General features: G+C 60.0%; 27 protein-coding genes. 14 read left to right on the forward strand and 13 right to left on the reverse strand.

Going from position 1 to position 26,745, the window contains the following annotated elements; all coding sequences use genetic code 11:
• Nucleotides 1-156 precede the first annotated feature (156 nt).
• The 5 genes from ASE94_RS06855 (at nucleotide 157) to ASE94_RS06875 (ending at nucleotide 5,502) form a co-directional block, all read left to right on the forward strand.
• A complete protein-coding gene (locus tag ASE94_RS06855; RefSeq protein ID WP_062629731.1) occupies nucleotides 157-2,154 on the forward strand; it encodes a methyl-accepting chemotaxis protein in 1,998 nt (665 codons plus the stop codon).
• Between the two features lie 321 nt (nucleotides 2,155-2,475).
• Complete coding sequence (locus tag ASE94_RS21265; RefSeq protein WP_062629732.1) at nucleotides 2,476-3,249, forward strand: glycosyltransferase; 774 nt, start codon at nucleotides 2,476-2,478, stop codon at nucleotides 3,247-3,249.
• Nucleotides 3,159-3,728, forward strand: coding sequence for a glycosyltransferase (locus ASE94_RS21270; RefSeq protein ID WP_200913602.1), 570 nt, complete (start codon nucleotides 3,159-3,161; stop codon nucleotides 3,726-3,728). The genes ASE94_RS21265 and ASE94_RS21270 overlap by 91 nt, the downstream gene beginning before the upstream one ends.
• Complete coding sequence (locus ASE94_RS06870; RefSeq protein ID WP_062629734.1) at nucleotides 3,725-4,942, forward strand: hypothetical protein; 1,218 nt, start codon at nucleotides 3,725-3,727, stop codon at nucleotides 4,940-4,942. The genes ASE94_RS21270 and ASE94_RS06870 overlap by 4 nt, the downstream gene beginning before the upstream one ends.
• Nucleotides 4,939-5,502 carry an acyltransferase gene (locus ASE94_RS06875; RefSeq protein WP_062629735.1) on the forward strand — a complete coding sequence of 188 codons (564 nt, stop codon included), beginning with the start codon at nucleotides 4,939-4,941 and terminating at the stop codon, nucleotides 5,500-5,502. Before ASE94_RS06870 ends, ASE94_RS06875 begins: the two co-directional genes overlap by 4 nt.
• 131 nt (nucleotides 5,503-5,633) lie before the next feature.
• On the opposite strand, the gene ASE94_RS06880 is transcribed toward ASE94_RS06875, so the two are convergent.
• Nucleotides 5,634-6,224 carry a hypothetical protein gene (locus tag ASE94_RS06880; protein ID WP_062629736.1) on the reverse strand — a complete coding sequence of 197 codons (591 nt, stop codon included), beginning with the start codon at nucleotides 6,222-6,224 and terminating at the stop codon, nucleotides 5,634-5,636.
• Nucleotides 6,224-6,484: a hypothetical protein gene (locus tag ASE94_RS06885; RefSeq protein ID WP_062629737.1), complete on the reverse strand. Its 261-nt coding sequence runs from the start codon at nucleotides 6,482-6,484 to the stop codon at nucleotides 6,224-6,226. The genes ASE94_RS06880 and ASE94_RS06885 overlap by 1 nt, the downstream gene beginning before the upstream one ends.
• 150 nt (nucleotides 6,485-6,634) lie before the next feature.
• On the opposite strand from ASE94_RS06885, the gene ASE94_RS06890 reads away from it, so the two are divergent.
• Nucleotides 6,635-7,651 carry an NAD-dependent epimerase/dehydratase family protein gene (locus tag ASE94_RS06890; protein ID WP_062629738.1) on the forward strand — a complete coding sequence of 339 codons (1,017 nt, stop codon included), beginning with the start codon at nucleotides 6,635-6,637 and terminating at the stop codon, nucleotides 7,649-7,651.
• On the opposite strand, the gene ASE94_RS06895 is transcribed toward ASE94_RS06890, so the two are convergent.
• Nucleotides 7,648-9,174 (reverse strand): tyrosine-protein kinase domain-containing protein, encoded by a 1,527-nt coding sequence (locus ASE94_RS06895; protein WP_156351952.1) that lies wholly within the window; start codon nucleotides 9,172-9,174, stop codon nucleotides 7,648-7,650. The two genes, ASE94_RS06890 and ASE94_RS06895, sit on opposite strands and share 4 nt — an antisense overlap.
• Before the next feature lie 317 nt (nucleotides 9,175-9,491).
• Here ASE94_RS06895 and ASE94_RS06900 point away from each other — a divergent pair, with 317 nt between their 5' ends.
• Nucleotides 9,492-10,271, forward strand: coding sequence for a metallophosphoesterase family protein (locus ASE94_RS06900; protein WP_082461014.1), 780 nt, complete (start codon nucleotides 9,492-9,494; stop codon nucleotides 10,269-10,271).
• Nucleotides 10,272-10,303: 32 nt separating this feature from the next.
• Here ASE94_RS06900 and ASE94_RS06905 read toward each other — a convergent pair whose 3' ends face one another.
• Nucleotides 10,304-12,442, reverse strand: coding sequence for a Wzz/FepE/Etk N-terminal domain-containing protein (locus ASE94_RS06905; RefSeq protein ID WP_062629740.1), 2,139 nt, complete (start codon nucleotides 12,440-12,442; stop codon nucleotides 10,304-10,306).
• 130 nt (nucleotides 12,443-12,572) lie between these two features.
• Nucleotides 12,573-13,121 (reverse strand): transglutaminase-like cysteine peptidase, encoded by a 549-nt coding sequence (locus ASE94_RS06910; protein ID WP_162236057.1) that lies wholly within the window; start codon nucleotides 13,119-13,121, stop codon nucleotides 12,573-12,575.
• A 237-nt stretch (nucleotides 13,122-13,358) separates the two neighbouring features.
• Here ASE94_RS06910 and ASE94_RS06915 point away from each other — a divergent pair, with 237 nt between their 5' ends.
• Nucleotides 13,359-13,814, forward strand: coding sequence for a hypothetical protein (locus ASE94_RS06915; protein ID WP_062629742.1), 456 nt, complete (start codon nucleotides 13,359-13,361; stop codon nucleotides 13,812-13,814).
• A 323-nt stretch (nucleotides 13,815-14,137) separates the two neighbouring features.
• On the opposite strand, the gene ASE94_RS06920 is transcribed toward ASE94_RS06915, so the two are convergent.
• From ASE94_RS06920 to ASE94_RS06930, 3 genes are read right to left on the reverse strand one after another with little or no spacing between them, the layout of a single operon-like run.
• A complete protein-coding gene (locus tag ASE94_RS06920; protein WP_062629743.1) occupies nucleotides 14,138-15,484 on the reverse strand; it encodes an O-antigen ligase family protein in 1,347 nt (448 codons plus the stop codon).
• Nucleotides 15,481-16,146, reverse strand: a complete 666-nt coding sequence (locus ASE94_RS21125) for a hypothetical protein (protein ID WP_062629744.1) — start codon at nucleotides 16,144-16,146, stop codon at nucleotides 15,481-15,483. Before ASE94_RS21125 ends, ASE94_RS06920 begins: the two co-directional genes overlap by 4 nt.
• A 47-nt stretch (nucleotides 16,147-16,193) precedes the next feature.
• Nucleotides 16,194-16,904 carry a transglutaminase-like cysteine peptidase gene (locus ASE94_RS06930; protein ID WP_082461018.1) on the reverse strand — a complete coding sequence of 237 codons (711 nt, stop codon included), beginning with the start codon at nucleotides 16,902-16,904 and terminating at the stop codon, nucleotides 16,194-16,196.
• Nucleotides 16,905-16,965: 61 nt separating this feature from the next.
• On the opposite strand from ASE94_RS06930, the gene ASE94_RS06935 reads away from it, so the two are divergent.
• Nucleotides 16,966-17,775 carry a sugar transferase gene (locus ASE94_RS06935; protein WP_082461020.1) on the forward strand — a complete coding sequence of 270 codons (810 nt, stop codon included), beginning with the start codon at nucleotides 16,966-16,968 and terminating at the stop codon, nucleotides 17,773-17,775.
• A gap of 9 nt (nucleotides 17,776-17,784) precedes the next feature.
• Here ASE94_RS06935 and ASE94_RS20900 read toward each other — a convergent pair whose 3' ends face one another.
• Entirely contained in the window at nucleotides 17,785-17,946 is a 162-nt protein-coding gene (locus ASE94_RS20900) for a hypothetical protein (protein WP_156351955.1), read from the reverse strand.
• 182 nt (nucleotides 17,947-18,128) lie between these two features.
• Between ASE94_RS20900 and ASE94_RS06940 the strand changes: the two genes are divergently transcribed.
• On the forward strand, nucleotides 18,129-19,196 hold the full coding sequence (locus ASE94_RS06940; protein WP_062629747.1) for an AbrB family transcriptional regulator: 1,068 nt from the start codon (nucleotides 18,129-18,131) through the stop codon (nucleotides 19,194-19,196).
• A 30-nt stretch (nucleotides 19,197-19,226) separates the two neighbouring features.
• Complete coding sequence (locus ASE94_RS06945; protein ID WP_062629748.1) at nucleotides 19,227-19,529, forward strand: hypothetical protein; 303 nt, start codon at nucleotides 19,227-19,229, stop codon at nucleotides 19,527-19,529.
• A gap of 12 nt (nucleotides 19,530-19,541) precedes the next feature.
• Here ASE94_RS06945 and ASE94_RS06950 read toward each other — a convergent pair whose 3' ends face one another.
• The 3 genes from ASE94_RS06950 to ASE94_RS06960 are packed head-to-tail and all read right to left on the reverse strand — an operon-like array spanning nucleotide 19,542 to nucleotide 22,753.
• The gene (locus tag ASE94_RS06950) at nucleotides 19,542-20,366 is read right to left on the reverse strand and encodes a transglutaminase family protein (protein ID WP_062629749.1); all 825 of its coding nucleotides are present in this window, start codon (nucleotides 20,364-20,366) and stop codon (nucleotides 19,542-19,544) included.
• 10 nt (nucleotides 20,367-20,376) lie between these two features.
• Entirely contained in the window at nucleotides 20,377-21,327 is a 951-nt protein-coding gene (locus ASE94_RS06955; protein ID WP_244483992.1) for an alpha-E domain-containing protein, read from the reverse strand.
• A gap of 4 nt (nucleotides 21,328-21,331) precedes the next feature.
• The gene (locus ASE94_RS06960) at nucleotides 21,332-22,753 is read right to left on the reverse strand and encodes a circularly permuted type 2 ATP-grasp protein (RefSeq protein ID WP_062629750.1); all 1,422 of its coding nucleotides are present in this window, start codon (nucleotides 22,751-22,753) and stop codon (nucleotides 21,332-21,334) included.
• A 224-nt stretch (nucleotides 22,754-22,977) separates the two neighbouring features.
• Here ASE94_RS06960 and ASE94_RS06965 point away from each other — a divergent pair, with 224 nt between their 5' ends.
• Nucleotides 22,978-23,907 (forward strand): 2-hydroxyacid dehydrogenase, encoded by a 930-nt coding sequence (locus tag ASE94_RS06965; RefSeq protein ID WP_062629751.1) that lies wholly within the window; start codon nucleotides 22,978-22,980, stop codon nucleotides 23,905-23,907.
• The gene (locus ASE94_RS06970) at nucleotides 23,907-24,218 is read left to right on the forward strand and encodes a putative quinol monooxygenase (protein WP_062629752.1); all 312 of its coding nucleotides are present in this window, start codon (nucleotides 23,907-23,909) and stop codon (nucleotides 24,216-24,218) included. Before ASE94_RS06965 ends, ASE94_RS06970 begins: the two co-directional genes overlap by 1 nt.
• A 6-nt stretch (nucleotides 24,219-24,224) precedes the next feature.
• Here the strand turns inward: ASE94_RS06970 and ASE94_RS06975 are convergent, their stop codons facing one another.
• Nucleotides 24,225-24,683, reverse strand: a complete 459-nt coding sequence (locus tag ASE94_RS06975; RefSeq protein ID WP_062629753.1) for a GNAT family N-acetyltransferase — start codon at nucleotides 24,681-24,683, stop codon at nucleotides 24,225-24,227.
• Nucleotides 24,684-25,096: 413 nt separating this feature from the next.
• Between ASE94_RS06975 and ASE94_RS06980 the strand changes: the two genes are divergently transcribed.
• On the forward strand, nucleotides 25,097-26,731 hold the full coding sequence (locus ASE94_RS06980; protein WP_062629754.1) for an alpha-glucosidase family protein: 1,635 nt from the start codon (nucleotides 25,097-25,099) through the stop codon (nucleotides 26,729-26,731).
• Nucleotides 26,732-26,745 lie beyond the last annotated feature (14 nt).

Consider the following 26,745-nt stretch of genomic DNA (forward strand, 5'->3'; position numbering starts at 1 on the left):
CCGATTCATAAGTGCTTCACCATACATTAAGAGGAAAACTACTATAGTGCGGAAGTAGACCGCAATTCGGCGACAAGAACCCAGAATAGGTGTTCGGCAGATGGGCGGCTTTTAACCAAGCCGTAACCCCACGGCGCACTGAAAAGGTATTGTCGCATGCGCATCCGCGGCAAGGTTTTGACTATCGTCGGCATCATGGGCGTTGTCGCTGCCCTGATCACCGGCATTGGCCTATATGTCGTGGCCGAATATGACCACCAGATCGAACGCCTCGATCACGCCTCCAAGCGCGCGCTCTACGGCGAGTCGCTCAATCGGCGCGTGACGGCCGTGGTCATGGAAGCCCGCGGTGTCTACGCGGCAGCCAATACCGAAAAAGCCGGCCAGTTCGCCGAAGGTATCCTGACCCAGCTCGACGAAATGGACCGCGTCCTCGATCTCTGGCGCCCTCTGGTTGAAGCCGAAGATCAGGCTGCGTTCACCGCCATGGCTGATAAAGCCGCGACCTTCCGCACCTTCCGCGCCGAGACGGCGCGCCTTGGCCGCGATGTCGACCCGGCCCAGGCGAATGCCCAGGGCAATACCGACGAGAACCGCGCCAATCGCAAAGCCTTCCAGGCCGATATCGACGCGATCGTCGCCACCGACCTTGCGGACTATCAGGCCATCCAGCAGGATCTTGTTGGGTTCGAAGGCACGATGCGCACCCTCTTGCTGGCAGTCGCCGGTCTCGGGATCATCGCCGGCACCGGTGCAGCCATTTATATCGGTTCGTCCCAGCTTGGCCGACCCGTCACCCGCCTGACCACCGCGATGCGGGCTCTCTCGGAAGGCGACTTCGAAACCGAAGTGCCCGGCGCCAACCGCGCCGACGAAATCGGCGAAATGGCGCAGGCCGTGCAGGTCTTCAAGGACAACGGCATCAAGATGGCGTCGATGACGGCACAGGAACAGGCCGCTGCACTCAAGGCCGCTGCACGCACCAAGACCATGGAAGTCTTCCAGGCCGAATTCGACGACGTGGTGGAAGCTGCCATGGCTGGCGATTTCAGCCGCGCGATCACCACCAACTTTGCCGATCAGGACATCACGCGCCTGTCGCAGAACTTCAACGCCATGGTGTCGAGCGTGCGCACTGGCCTTGCCGATGCCGGCTCGGTCCTCGGCGCGCTTGCCGATACCGACCTGACCCAGCGCATGACCGGTTCGCACCAGGGCTCTTTCCTTGAACTGCAGACCGATATGAACCGCGTTGCCGATACGCTGACCGATGTGGTGACGCGTCTCCGCACCACCTCGCGCGGCGTAAAGGTGGCAACCGGTGAGATCCTGGCCGGCGCCAACGATCTCTCCGAACGCACCACGCGCCAGGCAGCAACGATCGAAGAAACTTCGGCCACCATGGAGCAGCTTGCTCAGGCTGTGACCGAGAACGCCAAGCGCGCGCAGCGCGGTAGCTCCACTGCCGAGGCTGTCACGCAATCGGCCGTGCAAAGTGGCCAGGTGATGGATGAAGCCACCGCCGCCATGGGCCGGATCACCACCGCCTCGGAAAAGATCTCGAACATCATTGGCATGATCGACGATATCGCCTTCCAGACCAACCTCCTCGCGCTAAACGCCTCGGTGGAAGCGGCACGCGCCGGCGAAGCGGGCAAGGGCTTTGCCGTGGTCGCCGTCGAAGTGCGCCGCCTGGCACAATCGGCTGCCGAAGCCTCGTCGGACGTCAAGGCGCTGATCGAAGAAAGCGCGCGAGAAGTCGATGGCGGTGCGCGCCTCGTTTCCGACGCGGCCCACAAGCTGAGCTCCATGCTGGAGGCCATGCGTGCCAATAGCGCCATGATGGCCGAAATCGCCCGCGAAAGCGCGCAGCAGGCCCAGGCCATCGACGAGGTCAATGTGGCCGTGCGCCAGATGGACGAGATGACCCAGCACAATGCTGCGCTCGTCGAAGAAACCAACGCGGCCATCGAGCAGACCGAGGCCCGCGCCAACGAACTCGACACGATCGTCGAAGTCTTCCGCGTCTCCGAGCGGTCGGCACCTGTCGACGTGGCGCCCGTCCGCCGCCCGACTGCCAAGGCCAAGCCGGCACAGGCCCAGTATCTGAGCCACGGCAATGCTGCGGTCTCGACGGATTGGGACGAATTCTGATCGATCAACTGTTTAGACAGTAAAAAAACGGCGGCATCGAAAGGTGCTGCCGTTTTGCTTCAGATTTCAGAATAGACGCTGCGCACCAGAACTATAAATCAGATCATGCGGGATCAATATCGTTAAATATAATTAAATTGACCTATATCCTCGCAATGAATCTGCATTGACCCAATGAGGGATCAGTAAAACACTCAGAGCTGTCCATCCAATGAGGGGTAGGCCGATGTTGAGCGTCAATGGCACCAGAGTAGTTTCGCGCGTTTTCAATATCGGTCTGCTGAGGGATAGATGCCCGTTAGCAGATGGCGGCGGTGCACCATGAAGATATTGGTGCTGGGCCTCAATTACGCGCCCGAGATAATCGGTATTGGACCCTATACCACCGGCCTGGCAGAGGCCCTGGTGCGGGCTGGACATCAAGTCAGGGTTGTTGCGGGTCAGCCATATTATCCCGAATGGCGCGCTCGGCCGGGGCACGGTTTTTGGAATTCGGAGCGGCGGGGACGGCTCGACGTGCTGCGCGTGCCGCATTTTATTCCGCGGCACCCCACTGGCGCGATGCGCCTTCTCCATCATTTCAGCTTTGCTCTCGCGGCATTCTTCCCAATGCTGTGGGCCGCACTGCTCTGGCGGCCCGATCGCGTTATTGCCATTGCGCCGGGTTTGATGGCAGCCCCCGTGGGTCTTGTTGCCGCGCGCCTGAGCGGCGCCACCGCCTGGCTTCACGTCCAGGATTTTGAGCTCGAGGCGGCGGAAGCGACGGGGCTTATCGGGCGCGGTTGGTTTTTGGGGAAAATCCTGCGTCAGATCGAGAGGGGCATTCTCTGCGCCTTCGATCACGTCAGCACCATTTCCCCGGCAATGTGTCGGCGCCTTGAGGACGAAGGCGTACCGGCAAACCGGATTGCCGAGCATCGCAACTGGGCCGGCGTCGACCGAATCGTGCCGCAGGACGAGCCATCGCCCAATCTCGCGCGCTTTGGGGTATCGGCACGGAGCATGTGGCACTCTATTCCGGGGCACTCGGGCGCAAGCATGGGCTTGATCTCATCCTGGCGGCGGCGAGGCAGTTATCTCACCGAGACGATCTGACCTTCGTGATCTGTGGCAATGGCCCGGACCGTGCGGCGCTCGAAGCATCAGCATCAGGTCTGCGCAATATCCGCTTTCACGACCTGCAGCCGATCGAAAAGCTTGGCGATCTGCTCGCTCTCGCCACCATCCATCTGCTGCCGCAGATCGCCTGCGCGCAGGATTTGGTGCTACCGAGCAAGCTGCCCAATATGCTGGCTTCCGGACGTCCCGTGGTGGCGACGGCGAGCCCACATTCGGCGCTATTTCAGGAGGTCTCGGGGTGCGGCATAGCCACGCCACCGCAAGATGCAGTGGCCTTTGCTCAGGCCATTGCGGACCTCTGCGATAATCCGGTGCTCGCGCGGCAATTGGGCAGCGCTGCACGCGCCAGGGCCGAAGCGCGCTGGAGCCGGCAGGTTCTACTAGCCAATTTTGTCGGCGACATCGAACAGGCCGAAAAGGCAGCAGCGCCTGCCATATTGGGGCAGCGGCCATGACGCTCGCCGTAGCGCTTTTTCTGGTCACTATCGCGCTCCCGGCGATGGCATTCGGCGTGCGGCACCAGCGCCCTGCCCTTTTGCTGCTAAGCGCCGCCATTCTCGTGTCACACGGATTGCCGCTGATTTCTTCCGATCCGATGCACGGCTCGGCGACCATGGTGGCTTATCAGGGCGAGGTCATGTTGATGACGGTGCTCGCCAGCCTCGCCTGGTTGCTGGGCTACTGGATAGTCGCGCGGCAGCCGCTCGAAGGCGCCGGCACCATTTCACGTGGTTGGACCTTTGATCCCCTGGCGTGGCACATTGCCGTGCTGATCGGCCTTGTGATCTCGATTGGCCTCGCACCTGGCGGACCGATCGGTTTCGCACAAGCCGGATTTTTGCGCCTGCCGGTCGAGACCCCGCTCTTTTCAGTCACCTATGCCTTCGGTTGTCTCGGCGCGCTGACAACGAGCCTTCTATGCCTGCGCCAACTCCGCAATAGCGGGCCATCGCCCTGGTTCTCGATGGTCCTGATCCTGGCCGTGTTCTGGCTTCTCGGCGGACGAACCCAGCTTGCGATCACGGGGCTGAGCTTTGCGCTAATTTACCTCGCACATGGCCAGATCAGACTGCGCCGCTTGATCGTGCCTGGTGCCGTCGTGGCGGTCCTTGCCGTGCAGACATTGAGTTTCCGGCTGACACTCCAGGGCGAGGAGACAGACTTTTTCGCCAGCCTGCCGATGACGCTATCGCAAATGTCGCTGCTTGAGGGCTATGCGCTTTCCGCCCGTTATGCAGCCGAGATCGGGTTCAATCCCGGGCAATACTGGGACGTGATGCAGCAAGTCCTGCCGCGTGCGCTGTTCTCCGAAAAGCCCATGCAGTTGAGCCGGGAATTGCGGCTGATGGAGGCGCGCGATCTCCTTGGCGGTTTGACGCCCGGCCTTGCCGGCGAAGCCTTTGCAGCCGGCGGCCATGTCTTTGTGTGCGTGATCGGGCTGTTGTTCGGCGCCGTCTTGGCGCTCCTCGATAATGCCTATGGGGCGCTACGGGGGCTTACGCCACTCAGTCAGGCACTGGTTACCGCGCTCATTCCACTCCTCGCGATTTTTGTGCTGCGTGGCGGTTTCGATACCGGGATTTTCAGGCTCGCCGTCATCCTCTTTGGCGGCGGAGTGCTGGCGGTCTTCCAATCCGCAATACTCGATCCTGCGCGGCTTCCGCGATGAAGCGGGACACGCGTCACAGGCTCACAAAAGTCATCGATCGCGGTGCCGGGATGCTGCGCAGCCTCTGGTATCGCCGCCTCTATCTGTCCTGGGTGCGCTTTGGAAAATCCATCACCTTCGCCGGGCCGATCCGCTGCCCAGGCGTCACCGGCACGATTGCAATCGGCGATCGCGTCTATCTCGGCGGCAATATCAGCCTTGCCGTTGCCGAGGGCGGCGAGATCGATATCGGACCTGATTGCTCGATCAACCAGGGCACGATCCTCTCGGCGCGGCGATCGCTTCGCATTGGCGCGGGAACGCGCGTCGGGGATTATTGCAGTATCCGCGACAGCGACCATCGGATCAGCGCCTACACACCAGTTCTGAGGAGCGGCTTCCATAGTCGTCCGGTCTGCATCGGCGCCGATGTCTGGATCGGGCGGCTGGTGACGGTCATGCCGGGCGTCAAAATCGGTGATGGGGCCGTGATCGGGGCTCATAGCCTCGTCAATTCCGACATCCCGCCCCATGCCCTCGCGTTTGGAACGCCTGCTCGTGTCCAAAGGAGCCTGCGATGAGAGGCGCGCGGCATGTGTTCGGGCTGGGTATCGCCGCCGCACCGGCACTCAGTCTTTTCGCGGCCAAGACCCTGTTGATCGGTCAAGGCAAAACCGAAACAGTGCTCGGGCTCGCGCAGTTTAGCGGGCTTCTAGGTCTCTTGTTCTTCGTCTTCGATGGCCAATCGGGCCTTGCACCGGCCATGATGCGGCTCCGGCATGACGACGCGACCATCCGCGCAGCCTATCGCTTCTACTGGATTGACCTGATGGCGTACCGCGATCGACGCACCGCCGGCGCCAAAACCTAGGGTGACGCTCGACGCCGTGCCGCGCCAGACCGATCCAGGCAGTCGATAAGCCCGGCCCGATGAATTGATCAGCCCGGCAATGGTGCGATAGGCGCCCGAGCCGCTGCCACCGGCACCCGTGACACGAAGGGCGCCAGAGGTGACAGCGACAGACCCGCCAACACCGGTCCAGTCAGTCGAGGTCCCGGCAGCGAAACTGCCATCGGCCAACAGTTCCTGCGCATCCAGGGCAACATAGGGCCCCAGGAACAGATGCCCCGTCGGCGCGACCGTACCGCCTGCGGCGAGGCGGAACTGCGCCGGATCGGAAAAGGAACGACCGGCAAAGCCATATTGCCCCGCGACGAAATCAGCATCGAGCCAAGGGCCCGACGCCGCTCGGGCGCCAGACCGGGTTTTGAGGGCGAGGCCAAGCCCATTGCTCCCCACCATCAGTAAAGCCCGACAAGAAAGCTGGCGGTGCTCGCAGCAAGGACGCGACGCACGCGCACCGGCAGAATAGCGCCGGCCGGAAGACCTTCGAAGAAGACTGACCCGCCCGAGAGCATTTCGACGGCGAGTGTGCCGGCTGCACCGACATAGACAGCGCGCGTCGGTTGATCGAAAATCGTGGTGTCGCTCGGCGTAATGGCGAAGGCGCCGGTTGCCGGCGCGGCAAGGTCGAGGCTGTGTGAGGAGAAAATATCGGCCATGATCGGCTCCGCTGAAAGGAATGCGACAGTCTAGGACTGGCGCGGATCAGCGGGAGCAAAGCGCCTATCGAAGCGGGCGGCATGGCCCTGAGCTAACGGGCTCTTCAGGCTTTTCGCCTAAGGCTCGGAGAGATAAAGCGGCGGGGATAAATGAAGATCTTCATCACCGGCACGGCCGGTTTCATCGGATTTCATCTGGCAAAGCGTCTTTTGGCCGACGGTCACACCGTCTTCGGCCTCGATGGCATGACGCAGTATTATGACGTCACGCTCAAGGCGGCGCGCCTCGCCATCCTGCAAAAGTCCAACAGCTTCTCGTTCGTCGAAGCCATGCTCGAAGACTATGCCGCGCTCGAAACGGCGATTACGGATTTCAGACCCGATATCGTCGTCCATCTCGCCGCGCAAGCCGGTGTGCGCTACAGCCTCGAAGCGCCGGAAACCTATGTCAGCGCCAACATAACCGGCACGTTTAATCTCCTCGAAGTGCTGCGCAAGACCGGCATAGGCCACCTGATGTTTGCCTCGACCTCGTCGATTTATGGCGGCAATGAAACCGTGCCGTTCGCCGAAACCGATCGGGCCGATTTTCCGATGTCGTTCTATGCGGCGACAAAAAAAGCCGGCGAGGCGATGACGCATTCTTATGCGCATCTGTTCGATCTTCCGACCACCTGTTTCCGGTTTTTCACCGTTTATGGCCCCTGGGGCCGTCCGGATATGGCGCTGTTCAAATTCGTCTCGGCCATTTCGCGCGGCGAGGCGATCGACGTCTACGGCCAGGGCAAGATGCTGCGCGACTATACCTATATCGATGATCTCGTCGAAGCGATCACGCGCCTGATGGTCGTAAAGCCACAGAAAAGCGAGGCGGTGGACATGATCGATGGAATGGACTCGATTTCGCCCGTCGCGCCCTGGCGCTCAGTCAATATCGGTGGCGGGCAGCCGGTTGGGCTGATGTCCTTTATCGAGACGATCGAAACGGTCTTGGGCAAGACGGCACGGAAGACCATGTTGCCGGTGCAACCGGGGGACGTCGAACACACCCATGCCGCGCCCGCGCTTCTGGCCGCGCTGACGGGCTACAAGCCCGAGACGACGCTCGATATCGGGGTCAAAGCATTCGTTGATTGGTATGCGGATTGCTACGGGCCGATCACTTAGCGCGAGGCATAGCTCAACTGGGTCAGCGACAGCGACCATTTGAGCGTATGCGGCTGCATTGACAATACCGGGTGCACGGGAATGTGCCGTCCGCCCTGGCTGGCCCTGATCGAAACCAGCATATCTTCCAACGCTCGGCGCTCCGCCCTGCCCCAGCCCGCGACAAGTACAACAGCATCGGCATGGCGAAGGATATGCGAACTATCCGCCGGCCAACGAAACGACGGCATGTCGATCACCGTCACATCGAAGCTCGACCGCGCGCTTTGGAGCAGTTTTTCCAAAATCCCGGTGCCAAAGATCGCCTCGGCCGGCAATGTGCTCGGTCCGCTATTGATCAGAACGTTGAGCGCCGACAGCGGATCGCGCTGCACGAGGGAGGGGACATCGGCAAGGCCGAGCGCTCCGGACAACACCGCCTCGAACCCGCGCGAGGATGGCACATCGAGATGCTGCCGCAGGGCCGCCGAGCGCACATCGGCATCGATGAGCAGCACGTTTTGCCCCGCTGCAACAAACGCCCGCGCGACGCCGAGCGCGGTCGTGGTCTTACCCTCTCCTTCACCAGCCGACATCACGGCAATCACGCGGCTCGGCTGCGCGTCGGGCGAACGGGTTAGATGCATCTGCAGGCTGCGCATGGCTTCCGAAAATGGCGAGAGTGGCGCTGTCACCACCTGATCGGCATGGCTCGTACCGTCGGACCGACGCATCCGGAGCCTGGGCATGGCGATGGCCAGCGGCGCGCCGACAAGTGTGGCAAATTCTGTCGTTGAGCGAACGCCGCTCGCCCAGCCATCGGCGGTGAAACCAATACCGATCGCAGTAACGGCGGCGAACAGAGCCGCGATGAGGGCGGTATTCCGCACATCGGGAAAACTCGACTCGACCGGGATTGATGCCGGGGCGGCGAGACGCGCATCGGGCAATTGCAAAGCGGCCTGCATCGTCAGTTCCAGCGCACGATGCTGGAGCGCATCGCGCTGATTGCGCAGAGTTGCAAGTTGCGGCGCAAGGTCTGGGTCCGCCTCGGCTTCGATCAGCCGCGCTTCTGCCGTCGATAATTGCACATCGACGAGCCCCTTTGCCCGATCAAGCGTCTCCGCCTTGGCCTCCCACTGAAGTTCCATATGCGCTTGCGCCATGGCGTTGGCCATGCGGGCTGCGAAAGACGGCGAGGCAGAACGGGCAGAAATCGCGATGACCGGCGTCAGGCCTCGGCGATTGACCGTGACTGCCGACCGCGCCAGCTTGAGAACCTGCGCTTCAGGACGATCGGCAGACGGACCTTCCGCGCGAGCATTGCCGAAAAATGCCAGGACCTTGCTGCGAAAATCGAGCGATGACGAAAAGGCATTGGGGTCGACGGGTGCCACCAGCGCAAGCGCCCGCGTCAACACGGGCTCGGATCGCATCAGTTCGACAGCACCATCGACCATGGCGGTATTGGGTGCCGTTGCTGGTCCGAGGCCACCCGGCTCGAGCAAATCTGAAGGGGCTGGCTCAATAAGGACGAGGGCCATCGCGGTAAAACTGGGACGCAGGGCAAGCGCGGCGACAACGGGAACTGCAAAAAGTACAAGAAAGCAAAGCGCCACAAGCCGAAATTGCCGATGCAGCACACCGATGAGATTCTCAACATTGTTGCGAAAATTAAACAGAATATCCCCCTTCTACCCTCGCAATAGAACGGCATTTATTCGGTTTTGACAATATAGCGCCGATGAAACCTTCGGCTGCAGTATGGCCCGAATATCCCGTTCAAAATCACTTAAAAGGTGCTAGCGAAGGCGCCAGGCGCGCCGATACGGTCGTGCGACACACTCGGACCTCAAGGGCCATGTTCAACATCTTCGGCAAGCGCCCCCCAGCCGAAACGGCGCCGCGCATTCATCTCGAGACCCAGCCCGACGTAATCTACGCGATCGGGGACATTCACGGCTGTCTTGATAAACTCAAGGCGCTCGAGGCCTTCATCGCGGAGGATGCGGCGTCGATAGACGGCGAGAAGCTGATCATCACGCTCGGCGACTATATCGACCGCGGCCCTGCCTCAGCCCAGACGCTCAACCATCTGATCCGCCGCGCGCCCGAAGGCTTCAAACGGATCTGCCTCCAGGGCAATCATGAGGTGATGTTTCAAAAAGCCGTCGAACAACCCAAGTCCATGGGCGATTGGCTTGAGTGGGGCGGCCGCGAAACCCTGACATCCTACGGGATCGATGGCGATGCGTTCCGCTCCATGAGCGTCAGGACGCGTGGCCAGGTGATGCAGAGTTTCATCCCGGAAGATCACCTCGACTTCCTCAAGAGCCGGCCGATCATGGTGACAGCGGGTGCCTTTACTTTCGTCCACGCCGGTATAAGGCCGAAAGTATCGCTGGAGCAGCAGCGGGACGAAGATCTGATCTGGATCCGCGAACCCTTCCTCAGCCAGCCGCACGGACTGCCGACGACAGTTGTACACGGACATACGCCGATGGACGCTCCTTCCGTTGCCGAAGGCCGGATTGGCATCGACACCGGCGCTTATGCCGGCGGCCCACTGACGGCGGTTAAAATCCTGAAGTCCGGCGCGGTCAGCTTCATGTCGACGAGCGCGCCAAAGCCCGCCGCGTAAAGAAAAGGCCGGGACAAGCCCGGCCTTTCGGATCAGTCGGCGTAATAGGACGAATATTTGTAATTGTAGGACCGGGCATTTCCCGGCTCCTGAGTCATCGCCAGAACCAGCGGCGTATCTTCCACCTTGGACCGATCGATGGTCTTGAGCGCGTTCAGCACTTCGCGCTGCGTCGTGCTGGCATAGCGCGTCAGGAACAGGATCACGTCGGCAAACTGCATGAGATAAACGCCGTCGACGACGACGCCAGCAGGCGGGGTATCGATGACCACGATATCGAAGGCCTGCGTCGCTGCCTCGATGAGCTGGACGAAGGTCTTGCTGGTCAGCAGGTGTTCCGTCGGCAGATTGCTCTGGTTGGCGCTGAGGACGACCGAAATGCCGGACTGCGGATCGCGATTGATGATCGACTTGCTCTCTTCGGGCGAAATTTCGCCCGCGAGATATTCATGCAGCCCCGATGTCGATTCCACATTGAGCTGCTTGTGGAGCGATGGCTTGCGCAGATCGGCATCGATGATGAGGACCCGCTGGCCGGCCACACCATAGGTGCGCGCAAGAGCGAGTGCCGTCGTCGTCTTGCCTTCGACCGGCAGCGAGGACGTCACGAGGATGACCTTGCCCCGGCGCTGTCGGCCATCGGCGCGCGGCGCCGCGAGCAATTGATCAAGGCGCAGGCGCACGCGGCGCAAGCTTTCCGAATAGTGCGAAAGCGGCGAGGTGACGACGAGATCGGCGGCGCTGGCGATATGGCCATCATCGCGTTTGTTGGGGCGCTGCAGCGGAATGCCGGTGATGACTTCACGGCGAGTGACGGTTTCGAGCTGGTCCGTCGAGGTAAACCCACCGACAAAATTGTCGACGACGAAGGCTAGACCGACGCCCAGACCGACCGCGGCGAGGCCGGCAAGAACGAGGATCAGGCGCGAATTGGGGAAAGATGGCGCATTGGGAGGCGTTGCCTGCGCCACAACGCGGCTATCGGCCACCTGCAGGTCGGCCTGTGCCCGCAGATCGTTCACACGCGCGACGAGACGTTCGTAATTGGTCCGCGCCAGTGTCGAGTTCTGCTGCAGTTCATAAATGCTGGTGAGCACGTCCGGCGGCAGATCGCTGCCGAGGAACCGCTGCCGCACCTGATCGCGAAGACCCGAGGCTTCATCCTGGAAGGTTGAAACCTGCTGTTGCAGTCCCTGGATTTCCTGCTGTGCCGTCGTCTGCAGGCGCTGCTCAACCTGGGCAAGGCTGCCGCGCAGATCGACTGCATCGGTTGAATTGGGCTCAAGTGAATTGATCCGGTTCAACAAGTCGGTGCGCTGCTGTTCAAGGCCGGCGACGGCTTCGGACTGCAGCGAGCTGGCAAGCTGCTCGTAATTGAGCTGCTGCAGGCTTTGGTTTGCCGTATCGACGATGCTGCCAAGCCGCTGACGTTCGCTTGTCGCTTGGGCAAGCTGCTGGCGGAGCGCCTCGATATTGCTGCTGTCCCCGGCCGAAAGACGGGCGACATTGTCTTCGACGAACGTGTCAAAGGCGCCTTCGCTCTGCGCAAGCCGTGAGGTCGCTTCGGAAATGCGCGGCTCAAGCACGTCGAGCGAATTGAGCACTGACTGCGTCTTCGATTGAATCTGCAGCGCGATATAGGCATCGGCTGTCGCATTGGCGATACGCGCCGCCGTTGCCGGAGACGCCGCTTCCGCATTGATCGAAATGAGATAGGTGAGGCCCCGGCGCTGCACCGAAATTGCACCGCGGAGACGCTCGACAAGATTATTGAGCGCTTCTTCCCCTGTCGGCAGCGTCGGTTCGGCAAGCCGAAGGAACGCCATCAGCTCCTGCCGCAACCCGAGCTTGGGCATGAATTCAGGGTCGTTGAGCAGATTGGCGTCCTGGATCACGCGCAAAAGCGTCGGGATCGACCGGACGATCTCGACTTCACTATCGACTCGGGCGTTGTCTGCAGCACTCGAGCCGGCGGCCAGCGCTTCGGGATCCAAGAGATCCTTGCGCGCCGTATCGACATAAACAAGCGTCGTTGCAGTATATTCGGGCTTGAGCGAGTAAACCACGCCGCCGGTGATCACGAGGACCGTAACGACCACCAGAACGATCAGCCTTACATGGCGCCGCAGCACCCCCAAGATCGCCCTGAGATCAATTTCCTGTTCGTCCATGGAGCACCCGCCGATTTTCGTGGATGTGTTATCTCTATGAAGTCAGCGCCGCGCAACCACTTTTCGGCCATATGAATAACGTCACAGCGCCCAAGTCATGGGCGCCATGCAGGTTTATGATGACTTTGCCTCAGCTCCAGCGACGAGGGTCGGCGCCAGACATGGCAACGACGCGATAACCGGCTTGGTGGAACGGCCTGATTTCACCGACGAGGTTGTCGAGCGTAAGATCGCCCTGATCGGTTTTGACGACCAGAACCGCGTGCCCCAATCCCTGACGCGTCTTGACGTAAGCGATCCGCAGAGCGCTTGCTGGAAGACCGGCACGGATCAACTCGTGACGTTTGCTGATCGCATAGCTTTTGCAGTCACCGGAACTGGGATTGACGCGCCAAACTTGGACCAACGGATTGTCAAGCTTTGGTCTGATGGATCTGTTCACGCGGCTGTTTACACGCGTCAAGATGCGCATGATGCTTTGATCGAGCGCGATCTTTGACGCTCCCCCAGGCTGACATTCATGTGGGTTGAACGCACAGAAAGCCTGAAAGCTGGCCGGCCCGCGCGAACTGACACGCTCCTGCACGAACCCCTGCCCGCCCCGGTTGGCAAACGCAGCATCGACTGTACCAAAAACAGCGATGGCACTGACCACAGCTGCAAAAACCATCTTCTTCATAACGCCCATCCTTGGACTGACCTGATAGGCATCACTCTGCAGGGGCCGATTTGCCGCCTTCTCTCAAAACCACTTCAAATTTTATGAAAATACTTCGCACCACAGTTGCAAGCGGACCTGAAATTAACTACTGAAGCTGTTATGCATGCGGCGCAGACCAACTTCTACGCGCAGACACTTGACATATTAGAGGCCAGTCGTGTTTGCTAAACAAAGAATTAACACGAGGGTTTTCCCATGATGCGTAACCTCTTTAAGGTTTTGCTTGTTTCGAGTGCCTTGGTGGCCGTATCGGCTCCCTCCGCTTACGCTACCCCCCAGGAAGAAGCTGCTGCTGCGACGTCCAGCAATTTTGACGTGCTTGCCACGTTGATCCAGGAACCCACCCTGGCGAACCTGAACCTCGCAGTCGGCCAGTGCGCCCCCGGCGACAAGCTCTGCGTGATCAACCTGCTGACCGCTTATGGCCAGTTGGGTATTGTGCCAAACGGCACGCAGCTCGCAACGATCGCTCAGACTGCTAACGTAGAATTCACTCAGGCTGAACTCAGCCAGTACTCGATCGGTGCCGTCGGTGGTGCTGGTGGCGGCGCTGGTGCTGGTGCCGTTGGTGGCGCTGCCGTTACCGGTACTCCGGAATCGCTGAGCCCGACTGGTGGCGCATCGACAGATGCTTCCGTCAGCCCGAGCTGATCGGTTATTAGATTTAGAAAAGGGCCCCTCGTAGGGGCCCTTTTTTGTTTGTCCATTCATCGAGGAAGGCCAGGGGTCTCCTGCTCGCGCCGAAGAATGGCATTGAGCAACAATCAATCTCAGCATGGTGACAGCACCTCGGCCGCCAGCCACGGATGCACAAGCATTACAGCGAACGCGAACTAAGAGAGATTAGCTTGGACGGGACCCGAAAGGTTTCTGGTTTCTTCCTTTGTCCAAAGCTACATATAGCAATCTCATACGCACATCGGCGACGTGATATTCGTTTGCCGGCGCATCTGCTCCCAAAAGATAGCCCAAACCTATCCCGCCGAAGAAGCGCTTTGTCGCATCGACGCTGCGAGACCCAGGGCGGCTATGGCGACGAAAAGAAACGTATTCGCTTGAATCTCAAGACTGAAATCGACAAGCGAATGGATGGCGCAGGTCAACATAACCCCGATCGCCGCCAATCTCGCTGGATTGAGAGTCAACCCAGTCATCTGTGACCAGAATATCCGGCCAAACAGAATGAAGCTGGCGATGATCAGAAGGGAGCCGGCAGGAATACCAAGCTCGGAGAATAGCGCCAGATAGGTATTATGGGCCTTATCGTAAAAGCCGACGAGACTGAGGGGCGGGCCGAAAAAGGCGGGGAAGAAAAGCGAGAACGCGCCGCCACCATATCCGATCCATGGACGTGTCAGGATCGTATCCCAAACTTGTGCGTAGATCTCCAGGCGGTTTTCGCTGGACCCTTCCAGATCAAGGGCACGCGTTATCACCCCCTGCCCAAACGTCCAGATCACGAGCAGAGACACCGCTACGCCCAGCAAGAGGGCTGCTGGTATGAGTATTTTCCAGTAACGGCTATACTTGAGAACGAGTAACAACACTACGAAAGCACCGAGAAGGCCGGCAAAAAGGCCCATGCGCGACTGCGTAGCCAACAGCGCGATCATGATGACGAAAAGACCGGCGACATGAAAAGATAGCCGGAAGATTTTATCCATCACTGTCTCGTTGCGCGCCCTCTTTGCGGTAATGATTGCGGGTAGAATGGCTATACCAACACTCAGGCCCATGGCGAGGAACGTGGCGAACGAGTTGCGGTTGATAAAAGTCCCCGTAGCAACGCCCATATAGGCGATCTTGGGAAGTCCCAGGATCGTGTCGCCGAATTGTGTAAGCTGGATGAGCGAAAATCCGGCATGGACGACGATGCCCCAGAAAATGACGCCAAGCATGAGGCCCGACCTTTTCTCCCGGGCGCCAGCCTGAAGGGCCAAGACGAAAAATAGACCATATGCTGCGATCCTGATCAGCATAAGCCAAGTCGCACCGGGCGCAGTACTGATCGTATCCGTCGTGATGGTTCCGCCGGCAAGTGGGATAGCGAATGGTCCAATCAATGATCCGACTGGCATTACCTGGGTGATTAGCCAAACCAAAAGCAACGCCCACAGAATAACTGAGGGGCCGATCCTGCGGAGCGGTATGCGAAGGCTTTCTCCATTGCGGGCGCTCAGAAAAAAGTAGGCAAGCGCCCCTGCCCCTATGACGAGCCCCGACAAAGCCCAGAAAAATGGACGATTGCTACCGAAAGGGATGGGAGACAAAACCACCAGGAGCACGACCAGCGTGCCGGCAAAGTTATTCAGTTTCGTCATGACCTGGCACCCTGCGTAGACACGGCACGAATAAATGCTCGCTGAAGGTTGGGCGGAGCCTTTTCGAGATTTGCGGTAATGTCTTCGGCAAAAGCCGGATCGGCAGCGTATCTCTGCGCGAGCCATTGCCGTCCATTGTTGGAGTAGGCGAGCACTATAATATCGGCGCCGAGTTGTTCCTGGAGCGTCAGTGGTAAGGAACTCCAATACTGATACGCCAACCTGAGCCGCAATGAGGCCATAGCCCATTGGTTAGCCGTCGTCAGTTGCGATTGAGCGAGCGAATGTTGAAATTCTGACGTCTGCCCATCGACCACCTGCGCTAGTGCGAGTGCGAACCAAGCATAGGAAAAGATCGGCGACTCTTCTGTCAGCGTTTTGGACAATATAAGACAATTGTCTTTGGCGCGAACCTGCTGGTCGCCGAGCGGCGCCTTAATGAGCGGAAAAAGCGTCGAAACGCAGTCATCCAGCATGAGCCGTTGGGCTTGCAGCGAGAGACCTGGGTCCGGCGGCTGAGAAGCCAGAAAGGCTAGACGCACCTCTGCCTGGCTGCCGCCTGTAATATAAGGAACGAGTTCTCTATAGGCTGCAGCAGCAGATCCAAAGAAAAGTACTGCTGCCACCACAGCCGCCGACCATAACCCCCACACACGCGTCATAGACCCGTCCGCTCCCCCTCGAATCATCCACTTATATCAGTTTCTTCTTAACCCCAGCGGCGTGGATCTGCCCCGGACATACCGACCACACGATAGCCCGTTTGGCGGAAATGCTTGATCTCGCCCGTTAGGTTATCGAGCGTCAAGTCACCGTCATGGGTCTTCACCACAAGTACAGCGTGACCCTCGCCATCGCGCGTCTTCACATAGGCGATGCGCAACGCACTCGGCGGCAATCCAGCGCGGATCAGCTCGTGACGCTTACTCACGACGTAGCTTTTGCAGTCGCCCGCGCTGGGATTGACGCGCCAAACCTGGATGAGCGGATTGTCTAGTTTGGGCCGAATAGCGCGATTGACCCGCGCATTTACTCGGGTCAGCAGCCGCAGCACTCCATCGTCTAGAGCAATCTTGGACTCACCACCTGGCTGGCATTCGCGCGGATTGAAGGCGCAAAACGCTTGGAAGCTTTGTGGTCCGCGCGAACTCACACGCTCCTGCACCACAATTTGGGTCGGGCGATTGGCAAACGCCATATCGACTGAACCAAACATAGCTACCGCGCTGACGACAGCTGCAAATACGACCTTCTTCATTTTGCCCATCCTTGGACTGATCCGGTGGGAACAATTTGCCGGTTCGCTTTTGCTGCCTTCTCTCAAAATCACTTCAAATTTTACGAAAATTGCCATAATCAAGCGGCAAGTATCGCGCCGCGTTAATCTTGATGGCAGCCATGTCTTGAACGCACGAGACATTCCGTGCGATCTCTGTGATAGTTAGTAAAGAGTTAAGCGGCGTAAAACGCTGGGGGCTAAGATGGACGGGACAGCCAACTTGGTAGATCGCGAAGCAATCGCCTTGCGCGACGACATATCTTCAAGTGTCGTTACGCAACGCGAGAGTGCAGTTGAGTTGAATTGGAGCCCGTCGGTTCCGCGTGAACTGACGCGTACGCAAAATGGGCTTTCGGTGCAGTGGGTTGATGGCGCTCCAGCAGCGCCGGCATCGAGCTTTTCGCGCAGCGTTTCTCTCATGATCAAGCGGTTGATCGACATCGCGGGCGCTGGCGCAGGCCTGCTGTTCCTTGCCCCACTTCTCATCATCGTGGCGCTGCTGATCAAAAATACGGACAAGGGTCCGGTCTTTTTCCGTCAGTCCCGCGTCGGTCTTGATGGCCGAGTTTTCCAGATCATGAAGTTCCGCTCCATGTATGCGGATCGGTGCGATGTCTCGGGAATCGCGCAGACGGTTGCAGACGATAAGCGCGTTACCCCGATTGGCGCCCTGATCCGCAAGACCAGCATCGATGAGTTGCCGCAGCTGATCAATGTGCTGCGTGGTGACATGTCGCTTGTCGGGCCGCGTCCGCACGTCGCTGGGATGCTCGCTGGCGGCATGGCCTACGAGGACCTGGTCCCTCACTATGGCTTCCGCCACCACGTCCGTCCGGGTCTGACCGGCTGGGCGCAGTGCCAGGGCCTGCGAGGCCCAACGGTTGATCGCTCCAAGGCGCTGCAGCGCATTGGCCACGATTTCGCTTATGTGCAGAATTTCTCGCTGTGGCTTGATGCAAAGATCTTGGTCAAAACCGTAGCGTCCGAATTGCTGAGTTCAACGGCCCACTAGAAGGGCCAGTCAGCTGAGAACACTGGCGACGGCTTGGAAAGCGGTCGTTGCGGCAGCGACAAGGGCGAGGACAAGCAGCCAGCTTGCGATGCCGAAGCCGAGGATGATCCAAAGGCGCGGGACATTTGCATGTCCTAAATGACCTTCAATTCCTGCACTGCGCTGCGACATCATATGGTCCTTCCGAAATTGGAAGTTTGGGCTACCACTTCATAAGACGCTTAGAGATTTAACGGTCGCTGTCACCGATCGTTGCAATTGTCTGCAATTTGTATGGACTGGCCGGCGCCCCAGCCGTGACATTCCCGTGCGAAGGGTTTAGGGAGCGCACTCCCTTTCCTGCCGCCATGCTAATGCCCCACCTCACCCTCCGCGGTTTTCTGTCCTTTCTTCTGACCCTCGTCCTTGCAGCGGCAGGTGGCGGATTGGCAAGCGCGGTCGGCTTGCCGGCGGGCTGGTTGATGGGTTCGGCGCTGGCCGTCACCATCGCTGCCATGGCGGGATTGCCGGTTCGCCTCCCCGATGGGCTTCGCAATGTCATCTTCATTCTCATCGGCATGTCGATGGGCGCGACGGTCTCGCCGGATAGTCTCTCCCTCCTCGCCAGTTGGCCCATTAGTCTTGCGGCCCTCGCGCTGGAGCTCGCTGTCATCATCGCAACGACGGGCTGGATGCTGACGCGCTTTTTCAAGCTCGATCCAGGAACGGCCTATCTTAGCTCCTTCCCCGGCCACCTGTCTTTCGTGATGGGAATAGCCGCAACAGGCGTCGGTGACGCGCGGCAAATCGTGATCATCCAGGTCATTCGCATCCTGATGCTGACCATCGCCGTACCGATTGGGGCGACGTTTCTGCCGATCGATCATTTCGAGATCAAGCAAGCAACGGCTTTCCTCGGCCCCTTGCAACTAGGCCTGGTGGCGCTGGGTTGCGCTGCCGTAGGCCTAGTGTTCATGCGGCTCAAAGTGCCCGCTGGCATGGTCCTCGGCGCCATGGCGGCAGCCACCGCAGCCAAGCTTGGCGGTCTTTATACCGACGCCATTCCCCTACCCCTCGTCGTTCTCACTTTCGTGTTGACCGGGGCAATGATCGGCTCACGCTTCGTCGGCATCACCCGCAGCGAGTTCCTGGCCGCAGCGAAAGGCGGCGTGATCGCGACCGCCATGACCGTCGGCATCGTGACCCTGGTTGCATTCATCGTGTCCCAGCTTGTCGATATGCCGTTCGGCCAACTTTGGCTGGGGCTATCGCCCGGAGCGATCGAGGGCATGGGTGCCCTTGGCATTGCGCTCGGCTATGATACGGCGTTCATCGCTGCCCACCACGTTATTCGTCTGTTGATGCTGAGCGTCGCCATTCCTGTGGTCGTCGTATTTATTCGACGCCATGAGCGCGCGCTGGCACAGCAGCGCCACAATTGACCGGCATTTCATAGTCCAACGGAGATTACCATGATGCGCCCAATTGCCATTGCCTTCGGCTTTACTGCCCTAATGACCGCAGGAGCCTATGCTGCACCCTTTTGCATCGATAGCACCCGTGGCATCGAAGTCGCGCAGGGCTTCACGATCGGCGACGATTTCGATGAGGACGATCTCAACAACTTCGACCTGATGCAGCTTCGCCAATTGGGCATTGATGCCACCCGCGTCGAGCGTTGGAACGGTTGCATCCGCGCTTTCGTGAAGAAGGAAAGCGGCGTCGGCGAAGAGATGCAGTTTTTCCAGCCAGGCAGCTATCAGCGCGTCTACTAATTTTAGCCGGACTTACTCAGCCCTTGAGACCGTGAGCAGTTGCACCGGTTCAGCCGCGGGAACGGTGCGCAGCACGGTCGCCATTTCCGCGTCCAGTCCCACGGCCAGCCTGACATAGGCGTCCGTCGGGCACATCTGCCGCTGCGGATCAAAACCAATCCACCCCAGACGATCGTCGAAGGCTTCGGCCCAGGCGTGGAGAACTGCCGACTCGTTGGTCTCGTTGGTCTCGTTGGTCTCGTTGAGGCGATAGCCGGTGACAAAACGCGCCGGAATATCGAGAGCACGCGCAGCGCCGATAAAAAGGTGCGCGTAGTCTGCCGCGGCAGGCAAAGTCTTTTGCTCGGTGGTCTGTGACTGGGACTGCCCGCCATCGGCCTGCATCTGCGTCTGCGCCGGGGTCTCGTCCGGAAGGCCGAGCATGTCACCGACGCGCGCCATCAGACTGTGAAGCACGTCGACACGGCTTTCCTTGGTTCCACGAAACGTCGCGACGAGCGCTGGCGGCGCCTTGGTTGCCGTCGTCAGGCGTCGATAGAGCGCCGGCACGGGTTCGCCCGCAGGGCGCCCGATCACGCCATGCGTGTCTCGCGTCGAGACCGTGCCGCGGACATGGATCGTGACCTCGTCTTCGGACCGGGGCTGATTGACGAGATGAGCGACATTGCCAAAGCCATCGACAAAGCGGCCGGCAGTTTCAAAACCCGCCATATCGATATCCCAGCGTTCGACGCTCTGCGTCGGTCCGTTAGGCGGCGTCAGCAGCAGGTGAAAAACCGATTGGAACGGCCCCGCGGGCGCGGTGAGGGTCAGCCTATGGTCAATGGCAAGGCGCATGACTTGGGCCTCAATAGAAGTTGTAGCTGGCCGAGAGTGTGTCGGTGACACGATTGTTCCGGGCGATGAACTCATCGAGAAATTCGTGGAGGCCATGGGCGAAAATCTTGTCCATGCTTGAATCCTCGACCATCGAGAGGAGGTCGTCGATCGCATCCTGGCACGCCTCCCGCCGTCCATAGAGTTTGGCGAGCAAATCGAGGTTCTGCTGCACGAAACGAGCGCAATAGACCAAGGAGCGCGGCATTTCCGGCCGGAGGATCAGGAAATCGGCGATGTTATGGGCCTTATAGCGGTCATGATAAACGTGGCCATAGGCGCGATGGGCCGAAGCAGCGCGGAGGATCAGCGTCCACTGCTGGATGTCGATCTCGCCTCCGACCAGGCTCGAACGCGGCAGCAGCACATAATATTTCATGTCGAGAATGCGGGCCGTATTGTCGGCGCGCTCGACGAAATTGCCGGCCTGGAGGAAGGCGAAGCCATCATCGCGGAGGATGGTGCCGAGGAGGGCGCCGCGGAATTCGTGGCTGCGCTGGCGCACCCATTGCAAAAGCCCGAGAAGCTTGGCGCCGCGGACGTCACGCGGCTTGATCTGCGAAAATTCGAGCCAAGCGCCGTTCATGCTTTCCCACATATCCGTCGTCAGCGCCGTGCGCACCGAGCGCGCATTGGTGCGGGCGGCCTGGAGGCACGAATAGACTGATGAGGGATTGGCGGGATCGAACATCATGAAATGGGCGACGGTGTCGACATCGGCAACCTCGTGCCGTGCGGCAAAGGCCTCGTCCATTTCGGCGGCTTGCAGCATGGACACCAGATGTTCGCTGGCTCCCCCTTCGCGGCGGCTCGTCAGCGACATGCGGTAGCCCACTTCAAGGAGGCGGGCCATGTTTTCGGCGCGCTCGACATAGCGCGACATCCAGAAGAGATTTTGGGCGGTGCGTCCAAGCATGGTCATGGCGTCAGTCTTCCAAAACCCAGGTGTCCTTGGTGCCCCCGCCCTGGGAGGAATTGACCACGAGGGACCCTTTCTTGAGCGCCACACGCGTCAGGCCACCGGGCGTGATCCGCACCTCGTCGCCCACGAGCACATAGGGCCGCAAATCGACGTGGCGTGGGGCCACATCGCCGCTGATATGCGTGGGGCACGTGGAGAGAGCCAGGGTCGGCTGCACGATGTAATTATCCGGCCGCGCGAGGATCTTCTTCTTGAATTCGGCGTGCTGCGCCTTGGTGGAGGTCGGTCCCACCATCATGCCATAGCCACCCGAGCCATGGACCTCCTTGACGACGAGATCGCCGATATTGTCGAGCACCCAGGCGCGCTGGTCGGCATCGGTGCAATTATAGGTCGGCACGTTATTAAGCAGCGCCTTTTCCCCGAGATAGAATTCGATGATCTCGGGCACATAGGTATAGACCGCCTTGTCGTCGGCGATCCCGGTGCCAGGCGCATTGACGAGCGTCACATTGCCCGCGCGATAGGCGTCGAACACACCCGGCACGCCCAGCATGGAATCGGGCTTGAATGTCAACGGATCGAGATAGTCGTCGTCGATGCGGCGATAGATGACATCGACGCGCTCGGGGCCGGTGGTCGTCCGCATATAGACCTTGCCGCCATCGACGAAGAGATCGTGCCCTTCGCAGAGCGCCGCACCCATCTGGTCGGCGAGGAACGAATGCTCGAAATAGGCGGAATTGTAGATGCCGGGCGTGAGGACGGCGATCACCGGATTGCTGCCGGCCCCTTCCGGCGCAACGCTCTGCAGCGTCCGGCGCAGGTTTTCGGGATAGTTCTCGACCGGGGCGACCTTGGAGCGCTGGAACAGGTCCGGCGCCAGGAGCATCATGGCTTCGCGGTCTTCCAGCATATAGGAGACGCCCGATGGCGTGCGCAGATTATCCTCGAGCACATAGAATTCGTCGACACCGACGCGAACGATATCGACGCCGATAATGTGGGCATAGACCCCGCGCGCGGGCTCCAGCCCCATCATTTGCGGACAGAACGCTGCGTTGTTGAGGATCAGCTTTTCCGGGATGCGCCCGGCCTTCAAAATCTCCTGGCGGTGATAGACGTCATAGAGAAACGCATTGAGCGCCTTGACGCGTTGCTCGATCCCCTTGCTGAGCTTGCGCCATTCATTGGCGGCAATGATGCGCGGGATGACATCGAAAGGAATGACCTTCTCGGTCCCCTCCTCCGAGCCATAGACGGCAAAAGTGATGCCGAGCTTGCGGAAGATCGCTTCCGCATCCGTCTGCATCAGCGCCAGACCCCTGTCGGGCTGTTCGGCGAGCCATTCGCTGAGGGCTCGATAAGGTTCTCGGACGGTGCCGTCCGGATTGTACATTTCGTCGAACGGCGTCGTTTCGCCCATTATACTTCGCAAGTTTGATACGGCGTTCCCATCGCGCCAACCATTGCTACACGATTGTCGCCTGCCGTCCAGACAGTCATCTGGTGCACATGCCGCTTTTTAATGCAGGACTGGCTTGCGCAAATGGAGGGCAAGATGCTCTGATGCGCGCGGCTGATTTATCGCCCACCTGCCTTGCCTCTCGCGGCTGAGCCGCTAGTCTCATGGGACGAGAGGATATTTTCATGACCATCGAGATTCTGCAGACCGGCCCGTTGCTTGCCTCTTGCGAGAAGGCGCTCGCAGAGCGCTATACCGTCCACAAGCTCCATGAGGTGTCCGACAAAGACGCCTGGCTCAAGGAAAACGGCGCCCGCATTCGTGCCCATGCCGGGTCCGGCGTGCAGAAGCCGTTGATGGACCAATTGCCCAATCTCGAAATCATCGCCAGCTTCGGCGTCGGTTATGACAATATCGACACCGCCACCGCCAAGGCCAAGAATATCCGCGTCACCAATACGCCCGATGTGCTCAACGACGCCGTCGCCGAATTGACCATTGGCCTCATGATCTCGTTGGCGCGTCGTATTCCGCACAGCGACCAGTTCGTCCGCCAGGGCAAATGGCCCTCCGGCAGCTTCGGCCTTTTTTCCGAACTGACCGGCAAGACCGTCGGCATTCTCGGCCTCGGCCGCATCGGCAAGGAAATCGCGACACGCGCCCAGGCCATGAAGATGCGCGTCGTCTATTATGGCCGCAAGCAGCAGACCGGCGTGCCGCACATCTACTATGACAATCTCGAAGACATGGCCCGCGACAGCGATTGGCTCGTGGTCATTGCTCCCGGCGGCAAAAGCACCGATGGCATCGTCTCGCGAAAGGTCCTCGAAGCGCTCGGGCCGAAAGGCATGTTGGTCAATGTCGCCCGCGGCACGCTGATCGATGAGCCGGCCATGGTCGAACTGCTACAAAATGGCGGCCTCGGCGGCGCGGCGCTCGATGTCTTCGTCGATGAGCCAAAGGTGCCCGAGGCCCTGCTTGGCCTCGAAAACGTCGTGCTCTCGCCCCATCAGGGCAGCGCCACCAACCAGACCCGCGACGCCATGGGCGCGCTTCTCGTCGCCAATCTCGAACGGCATTTTGCCGGCGAACCGCTGATCTCGGCAGTCGTCTGATGGCAGGCGAAAGGATGGTGCGCGTCGCCGAGATCGAGGTCGACCCCGCGCAGCTCGATGCTTATCTCGCGTTTCTGACCGAGGAAATCGCCGCCTCGGTCGAGCGCGAGCCGGGCGTGCTCATGCTCCATGCGGTCGCGGACAAAACCGCGCCGCACAGCATCCGCATCCTCGAAGTCTATGCTTCGCGCGCGGCCTATGAAGCCCATATCGAGACGCCGCATTTCCGCAAATACAAGGAGGGCGTGGCCGACATGGTCACGTCCCTTCGCCTCGTCGATAAGGACCCGATCATTCTCGCCGCGCGGTAATCCGTTTCAGAGAACGGCGACGTAAATCCCATGCAGCTTGCCGCCAACTTCGACATTCTCCGCCAGCCGCCACCCTGCCCGCTCGAACAGCTCCCGCGCTTCTGCCGTCAGCGCATGAAGCCGCGAAAAGCCCAGCCGCTTGGCCTCGACCTTGGCGCGATCCAGCAAAGCCAATCCGACGCCGTGCCGCCGCAAGGCCGGCTCGACGAGGAGGCCCCCGAGCCATGGCGAGCGTTCGGTCAACCCGCCAGACATGAGCGTCAGCGCACATGTGCCGGCCAATTGCCCATCCGCAAAGGCGACGATCCCCAGGGGAAGGCGATTGCGCTCCAGCCGCTCGGTCAGATCCGCCCGCGCCGAAGCGCCGCGCGGATTGTAGCAATCAACCCATTCGCTCTCATAGAGATCGACAAGCGCGCTCATCGCCTCCGTGTGGTCGATCAGCAATCCGGTGGTGATGATCATGGGTCCGGCCTCTGGCTTATTCAATTTATCCCCGCGTCCTCGAACCGCTTTATGCTCTTTCCACCCAACCTCGCACGGACGGTCTGCAGACGACAGTAGCGAGGGGGCCTTGGCGCTGGATCGTCTCCAGCGCCCGTTCGGGATTGGCCGCCTTGCGACGAGCGATCAAAAAGGCGCTGTGAGTCCTGTCCGAAAAAGGGCATCCCGGAGCGGTCTCCGCTTCATCTCTCAAAAAATCTCAGAAGCGAATGCCGCTCCGGGATCCGTCCATCGCAAAACCGGAAGCCTTGGCGCTGTCCGGCAAAAAAGCATGCCCCAATTGCACCGTCCTGCCACAGACGGCCATTAACAGCGTCACGCGAACCCGCTAGCCTTCGGGTGATTTGGCCTTGGGCCGACATGGAGCTTTGACAATGACGGAATGGTGGCGCGGCGGAGTGATCTATCAGGTCTATCCGCGTTCGTTTCAGGACAGCAATGGCGATGGTATCGGCGACTTGCCCGGCATCATCGACCGGCTCGACCATATCGCCAGCCTTGGCGTCGATTGCATCTGGCTCTCGCCGATCAATTCCTCGCCCCAGGCCGATATGGGCTATGACGTCTCGGACTATATGCAGGTCGATCCCCTGTTCGGCTCCTTGCAGGATTTCGACGTCCTGATTGATCGCGCCCATGCCCTTGGCATCAAGGTCATCATGGACCAGGTGGTCAGCCATACCTCGGACCAACACCCCTGGTTCCGCGAATCCTGCTTCTCAAAGGATAATGGGCGCGCCGACTGGTATGTCTGGGCCGACGCCAATCCCGATGGGACCCCGCCAAACAACTGGCTCTCGGTCTTCGGTGGCTCGGCCTGGGAATGGCATACGGCGCGCAAGCAATATTACCTGCACAACTTCCTCACCTCCCAGCCCGACCTCAACTACCACAATCCCAAGGTGCAAGACGCCGTGCTCGACGTCATGCGCTTCTGGCTCGATCGCGGCCTCGATGGCTTCCGTCTCGACACGGTCAATTACTATTTCCACGATGCGCAATTGCGCTCGAACCCGCCGCTCAAGTCGCTCAATGGCAAGCCGGCGGTGAACCCCTATGACATGCAGAGCCATCAGTTTTCCAAGAGCCAGCCGGAAAACGTCGCCTGGCTCAAGCGCGTGCGCGATCTGCTCAACGACTATCCCAATGCGACCACGGTCGGCGAGGTGGGGGACGACGAGCGCGGCCTTGAACTGATGCGCCAATATACGTCCGGCAGCGACCTGCTGCACATGTGCTATTCGTTCGACTTCCTCGGCGTAAAGTTCAGCGCGGCCCATTTCCGCTCCAAGATCGAGGCCTTCTTTGCCGATAACAGCACCGGCTGGCCCTGCTGGAGCTTTTCCAACCACGACGTCATCCGCCACATGACCCGCTGGGCGCCACATAGCGTCTCGCCGGCCGACTTGTCGCGCCAGGCCGTGGCACTGATCATGACACTCAAGGGCTCGGTCGGCCTCTATCAGGGCGAAGAGCTTGGCCTCCAGGAAGCCGATATTCTCTATGAGGAACTGACCGATCCGCGCGGCATCCGCTTCTGGCCCGAGGACAAGGGCCGCGATGGCTGTCGCACGCCGATGCCCTGGCAGCACGCCATGAACCATGCCGGCTTCACCACCGGCACACCCTGGCTGCCCGTCAAGCACGCCGCCGCAGCGCTCAGCGTCGAAACACAGAATGCCGACCCCAATTCGACGCTGCAATTTTATCGTGAGATTATCGCCTGGCGCAAAGGCCAGCCGGCGCTCCTCACCGGCTCGATCGAATTTTTCGAGAGCGACGAACCCGTCCTCGCCTATCGCCGCTCTGCGGGCAACAAGGACATCATTTGCGTGTTCAATCTTTCGGCCGAAGAGCGGGTTGTCACCATGGCTGGCACGGCGGTTGAACTGGAGACAGTGAGCCACAATGCGGCGTTCGATGGCAAGGCCCTGACGCTGGGGCCGAATGGCTATGCGCTAGTCGAGGCGCCTGCGGGTGAGGGCAAGGTGAGCTATCGGGCAGTTTGAGTACCCCCACCTAA

This window comes from Devosia sp. Leaf64, from assembly GCF_001421945.1.
Lineage (GTDB): Bacteria > Pseudomonadota > Alphaproteobacteria > Rhizobiales > Devosiaceae > Devosia.

Coding starts and splice junctions, on each gene's coding strand:
- ASE94_RS06895 (WP_156351952.1), bottom strand. CDS start 9,174: ATGGCCCTCGTCCTTATTGAGCCAGCCCCTTCAGATTTGCTCGAGCCG.
- ASE94_RS06935 (WP_082461020.1), top strand. CDS start 16,966: ATGGACGGGACAGCCAACTTGGTAGATCGCGAAGCAATCGCCTTGCGC.
- ASE94_RS06940 (WP_062629747.1), top strand. CDS start 18,129: ATGCCCCACCTCACCCTCCGCGGTTTTCTGTCCTTTCTTCTGACCCTC.
- ASE94_RS06910 (WP_162236057.1), bottom strand. CDS start 13,121: ATGAAGAAGATGGTTTTTGCAGCTGTGGTCAGTGCCATCGCTGTTTTT.
- ASE94_RS06960 (WP_062629750.1), bottom strand. CDS start 22,753: ATGGGCGAAACGACGCCGTTCGACGAAATGTACAATCCGGACGGCACC.
- ASE94_RS06890 (WP_062629738.1), top strand. CDS start 6,635: ATGAAGATCTTCATCACCGGCACGGCCGGTTTCATCGGATTTCATCTG.
- ASE94_RS06955 (WP_244483992.1), bottom strand. CDS start 21,327: ATGACCATGCTTGGACGCACCGCCCAAAATCTCTTCTGGATGTCGCGC.
- ASE94_RS06950 (WP_062629749.1), bottom strand. CDS start 20,366: ATGCGCCTTGCCATTGACCATAGGCTGACCCTCACCGCGCCCGCGGGG.
- ASE94_RS06920 (WP_062629743.1), bottom strand. CDS start 15,484: ATGACGAAACTGAATAACTTTGCCGGCACGCTGGTCGTGCTCCTGGTG.
- ASE94_RS06975 (WP_062629753.1), bottom strand. CDS start 24,683: ATGATCATCACCACCGGATTGCTGATCGACCACACGGAGGCGATGAGC.
- ASE94_RS06875 (WP_062629735.1), top strand. CDS start 4,939: ATGAAGCGGGACACGCGTCACAGGCTCACAAAAGTCATCGATCGCGGT.
- ASE94_RS06905 (WP_062629740.1), bottom strand. CDS start 12,442: ATGGACGAACAGGAAATTGATCTCAGGGCGATCTTGGGGGTGCTGCGG.
- ASE94_RS06870 (WP_062629734.1), top strand. CDS start 3,725: ATGACGCTCGCCGTAGCGCTTTTTCTGGTCACTATCGCGCTCCCGGCG.
- ASE94_RS06980 (WP_062629754.1), top strand. CDS start 25,097: ATGACGGAATGGTGGCGCGGCGGAGTGATCTATCAGGTCTATCCGCGT.
- ASE94_RS06880 (WP_062629736.1), bottom strand. CDS start 6,224: ATGGTGGGGAGCAATGGGCTTGGCCTCGCCCTCAAAACCCGGTCTGGC.
- ASE94_RS06965 (WP_062629751.1), top strand. CDS start 22,978: ATGACCATCGAGATTCTGCAGACCGGCCCGTTGCTTGCCTCTTGCGAG.
- ASE94_RS06900 (WP_082461014.1), top strand. CDS start 9,492: ATGTTCAACATCTTCGGCAAGCGCCCCCCAGCCGAAACGGCGCCGCGC.
- ASE94_RS06930 (WP_082461018.1), bottom strand. CDS start 16,904: ATGTCTCGTGCGTTCAAGACATGGCTGCCATCAAGATTAACGCGGCGC.
- ASE94_RS06945 (WP_062629748.1), top strand. CDS start 19,227: ATGATGCGCCCAATTGCCATTGCCTTCGGCTTTACTGCCCTAATGACC.
- ASE94_RS06915 (WP_062629742.1), top strand. CDS start 13,359: ATGATGCGTAACCTCTTTAAGGTTTTGCTTGTTTCGAGTGCCTTGGTG.
- ASE94_RS21265 (WP_062629732.1), top strand. CDS start 2,476: ATGAAGATATTGGTGCTGGGCCTCAATTACGCGCCCGAGATAATCGGT.
- ASE94_RS06885 (WP_062629737.1), bottom strand. CDS start 6,484: ATGGCCGATATTTTCTCCTCACACAGCCTCGACCTTGCCGCGCCGGCA.
- ASE94_RS21125 (WP_062629744.1), bottom strand. CDS start 16,146: ATGACGCGTGTGTGGGGGTTATGGTCGGCGGCTGTGGTGGCAGCAGTA.
- ASE94_RS06970 (WP_062629752.1), top strand. CDS start 23,907: ATGGCAGGCGAAAGGATGGTGCGCGTCGCCGAGATCGAGGTCGACCCC.
- ASE94_RS20900 (WP_156351955.1), bottom strand. CDS start 17,946: ATGTCGCAGCGCAGTGCAGGAATTGAAGGTCATTTAGGACATGCAAAT.
- ASE94_RS06855 (WP_062629731.1), top strand. CDS start 157: ATGCGCATCCGCGGCAAGGTTTTGACTATCGTCGGCATCATGGGCGTT.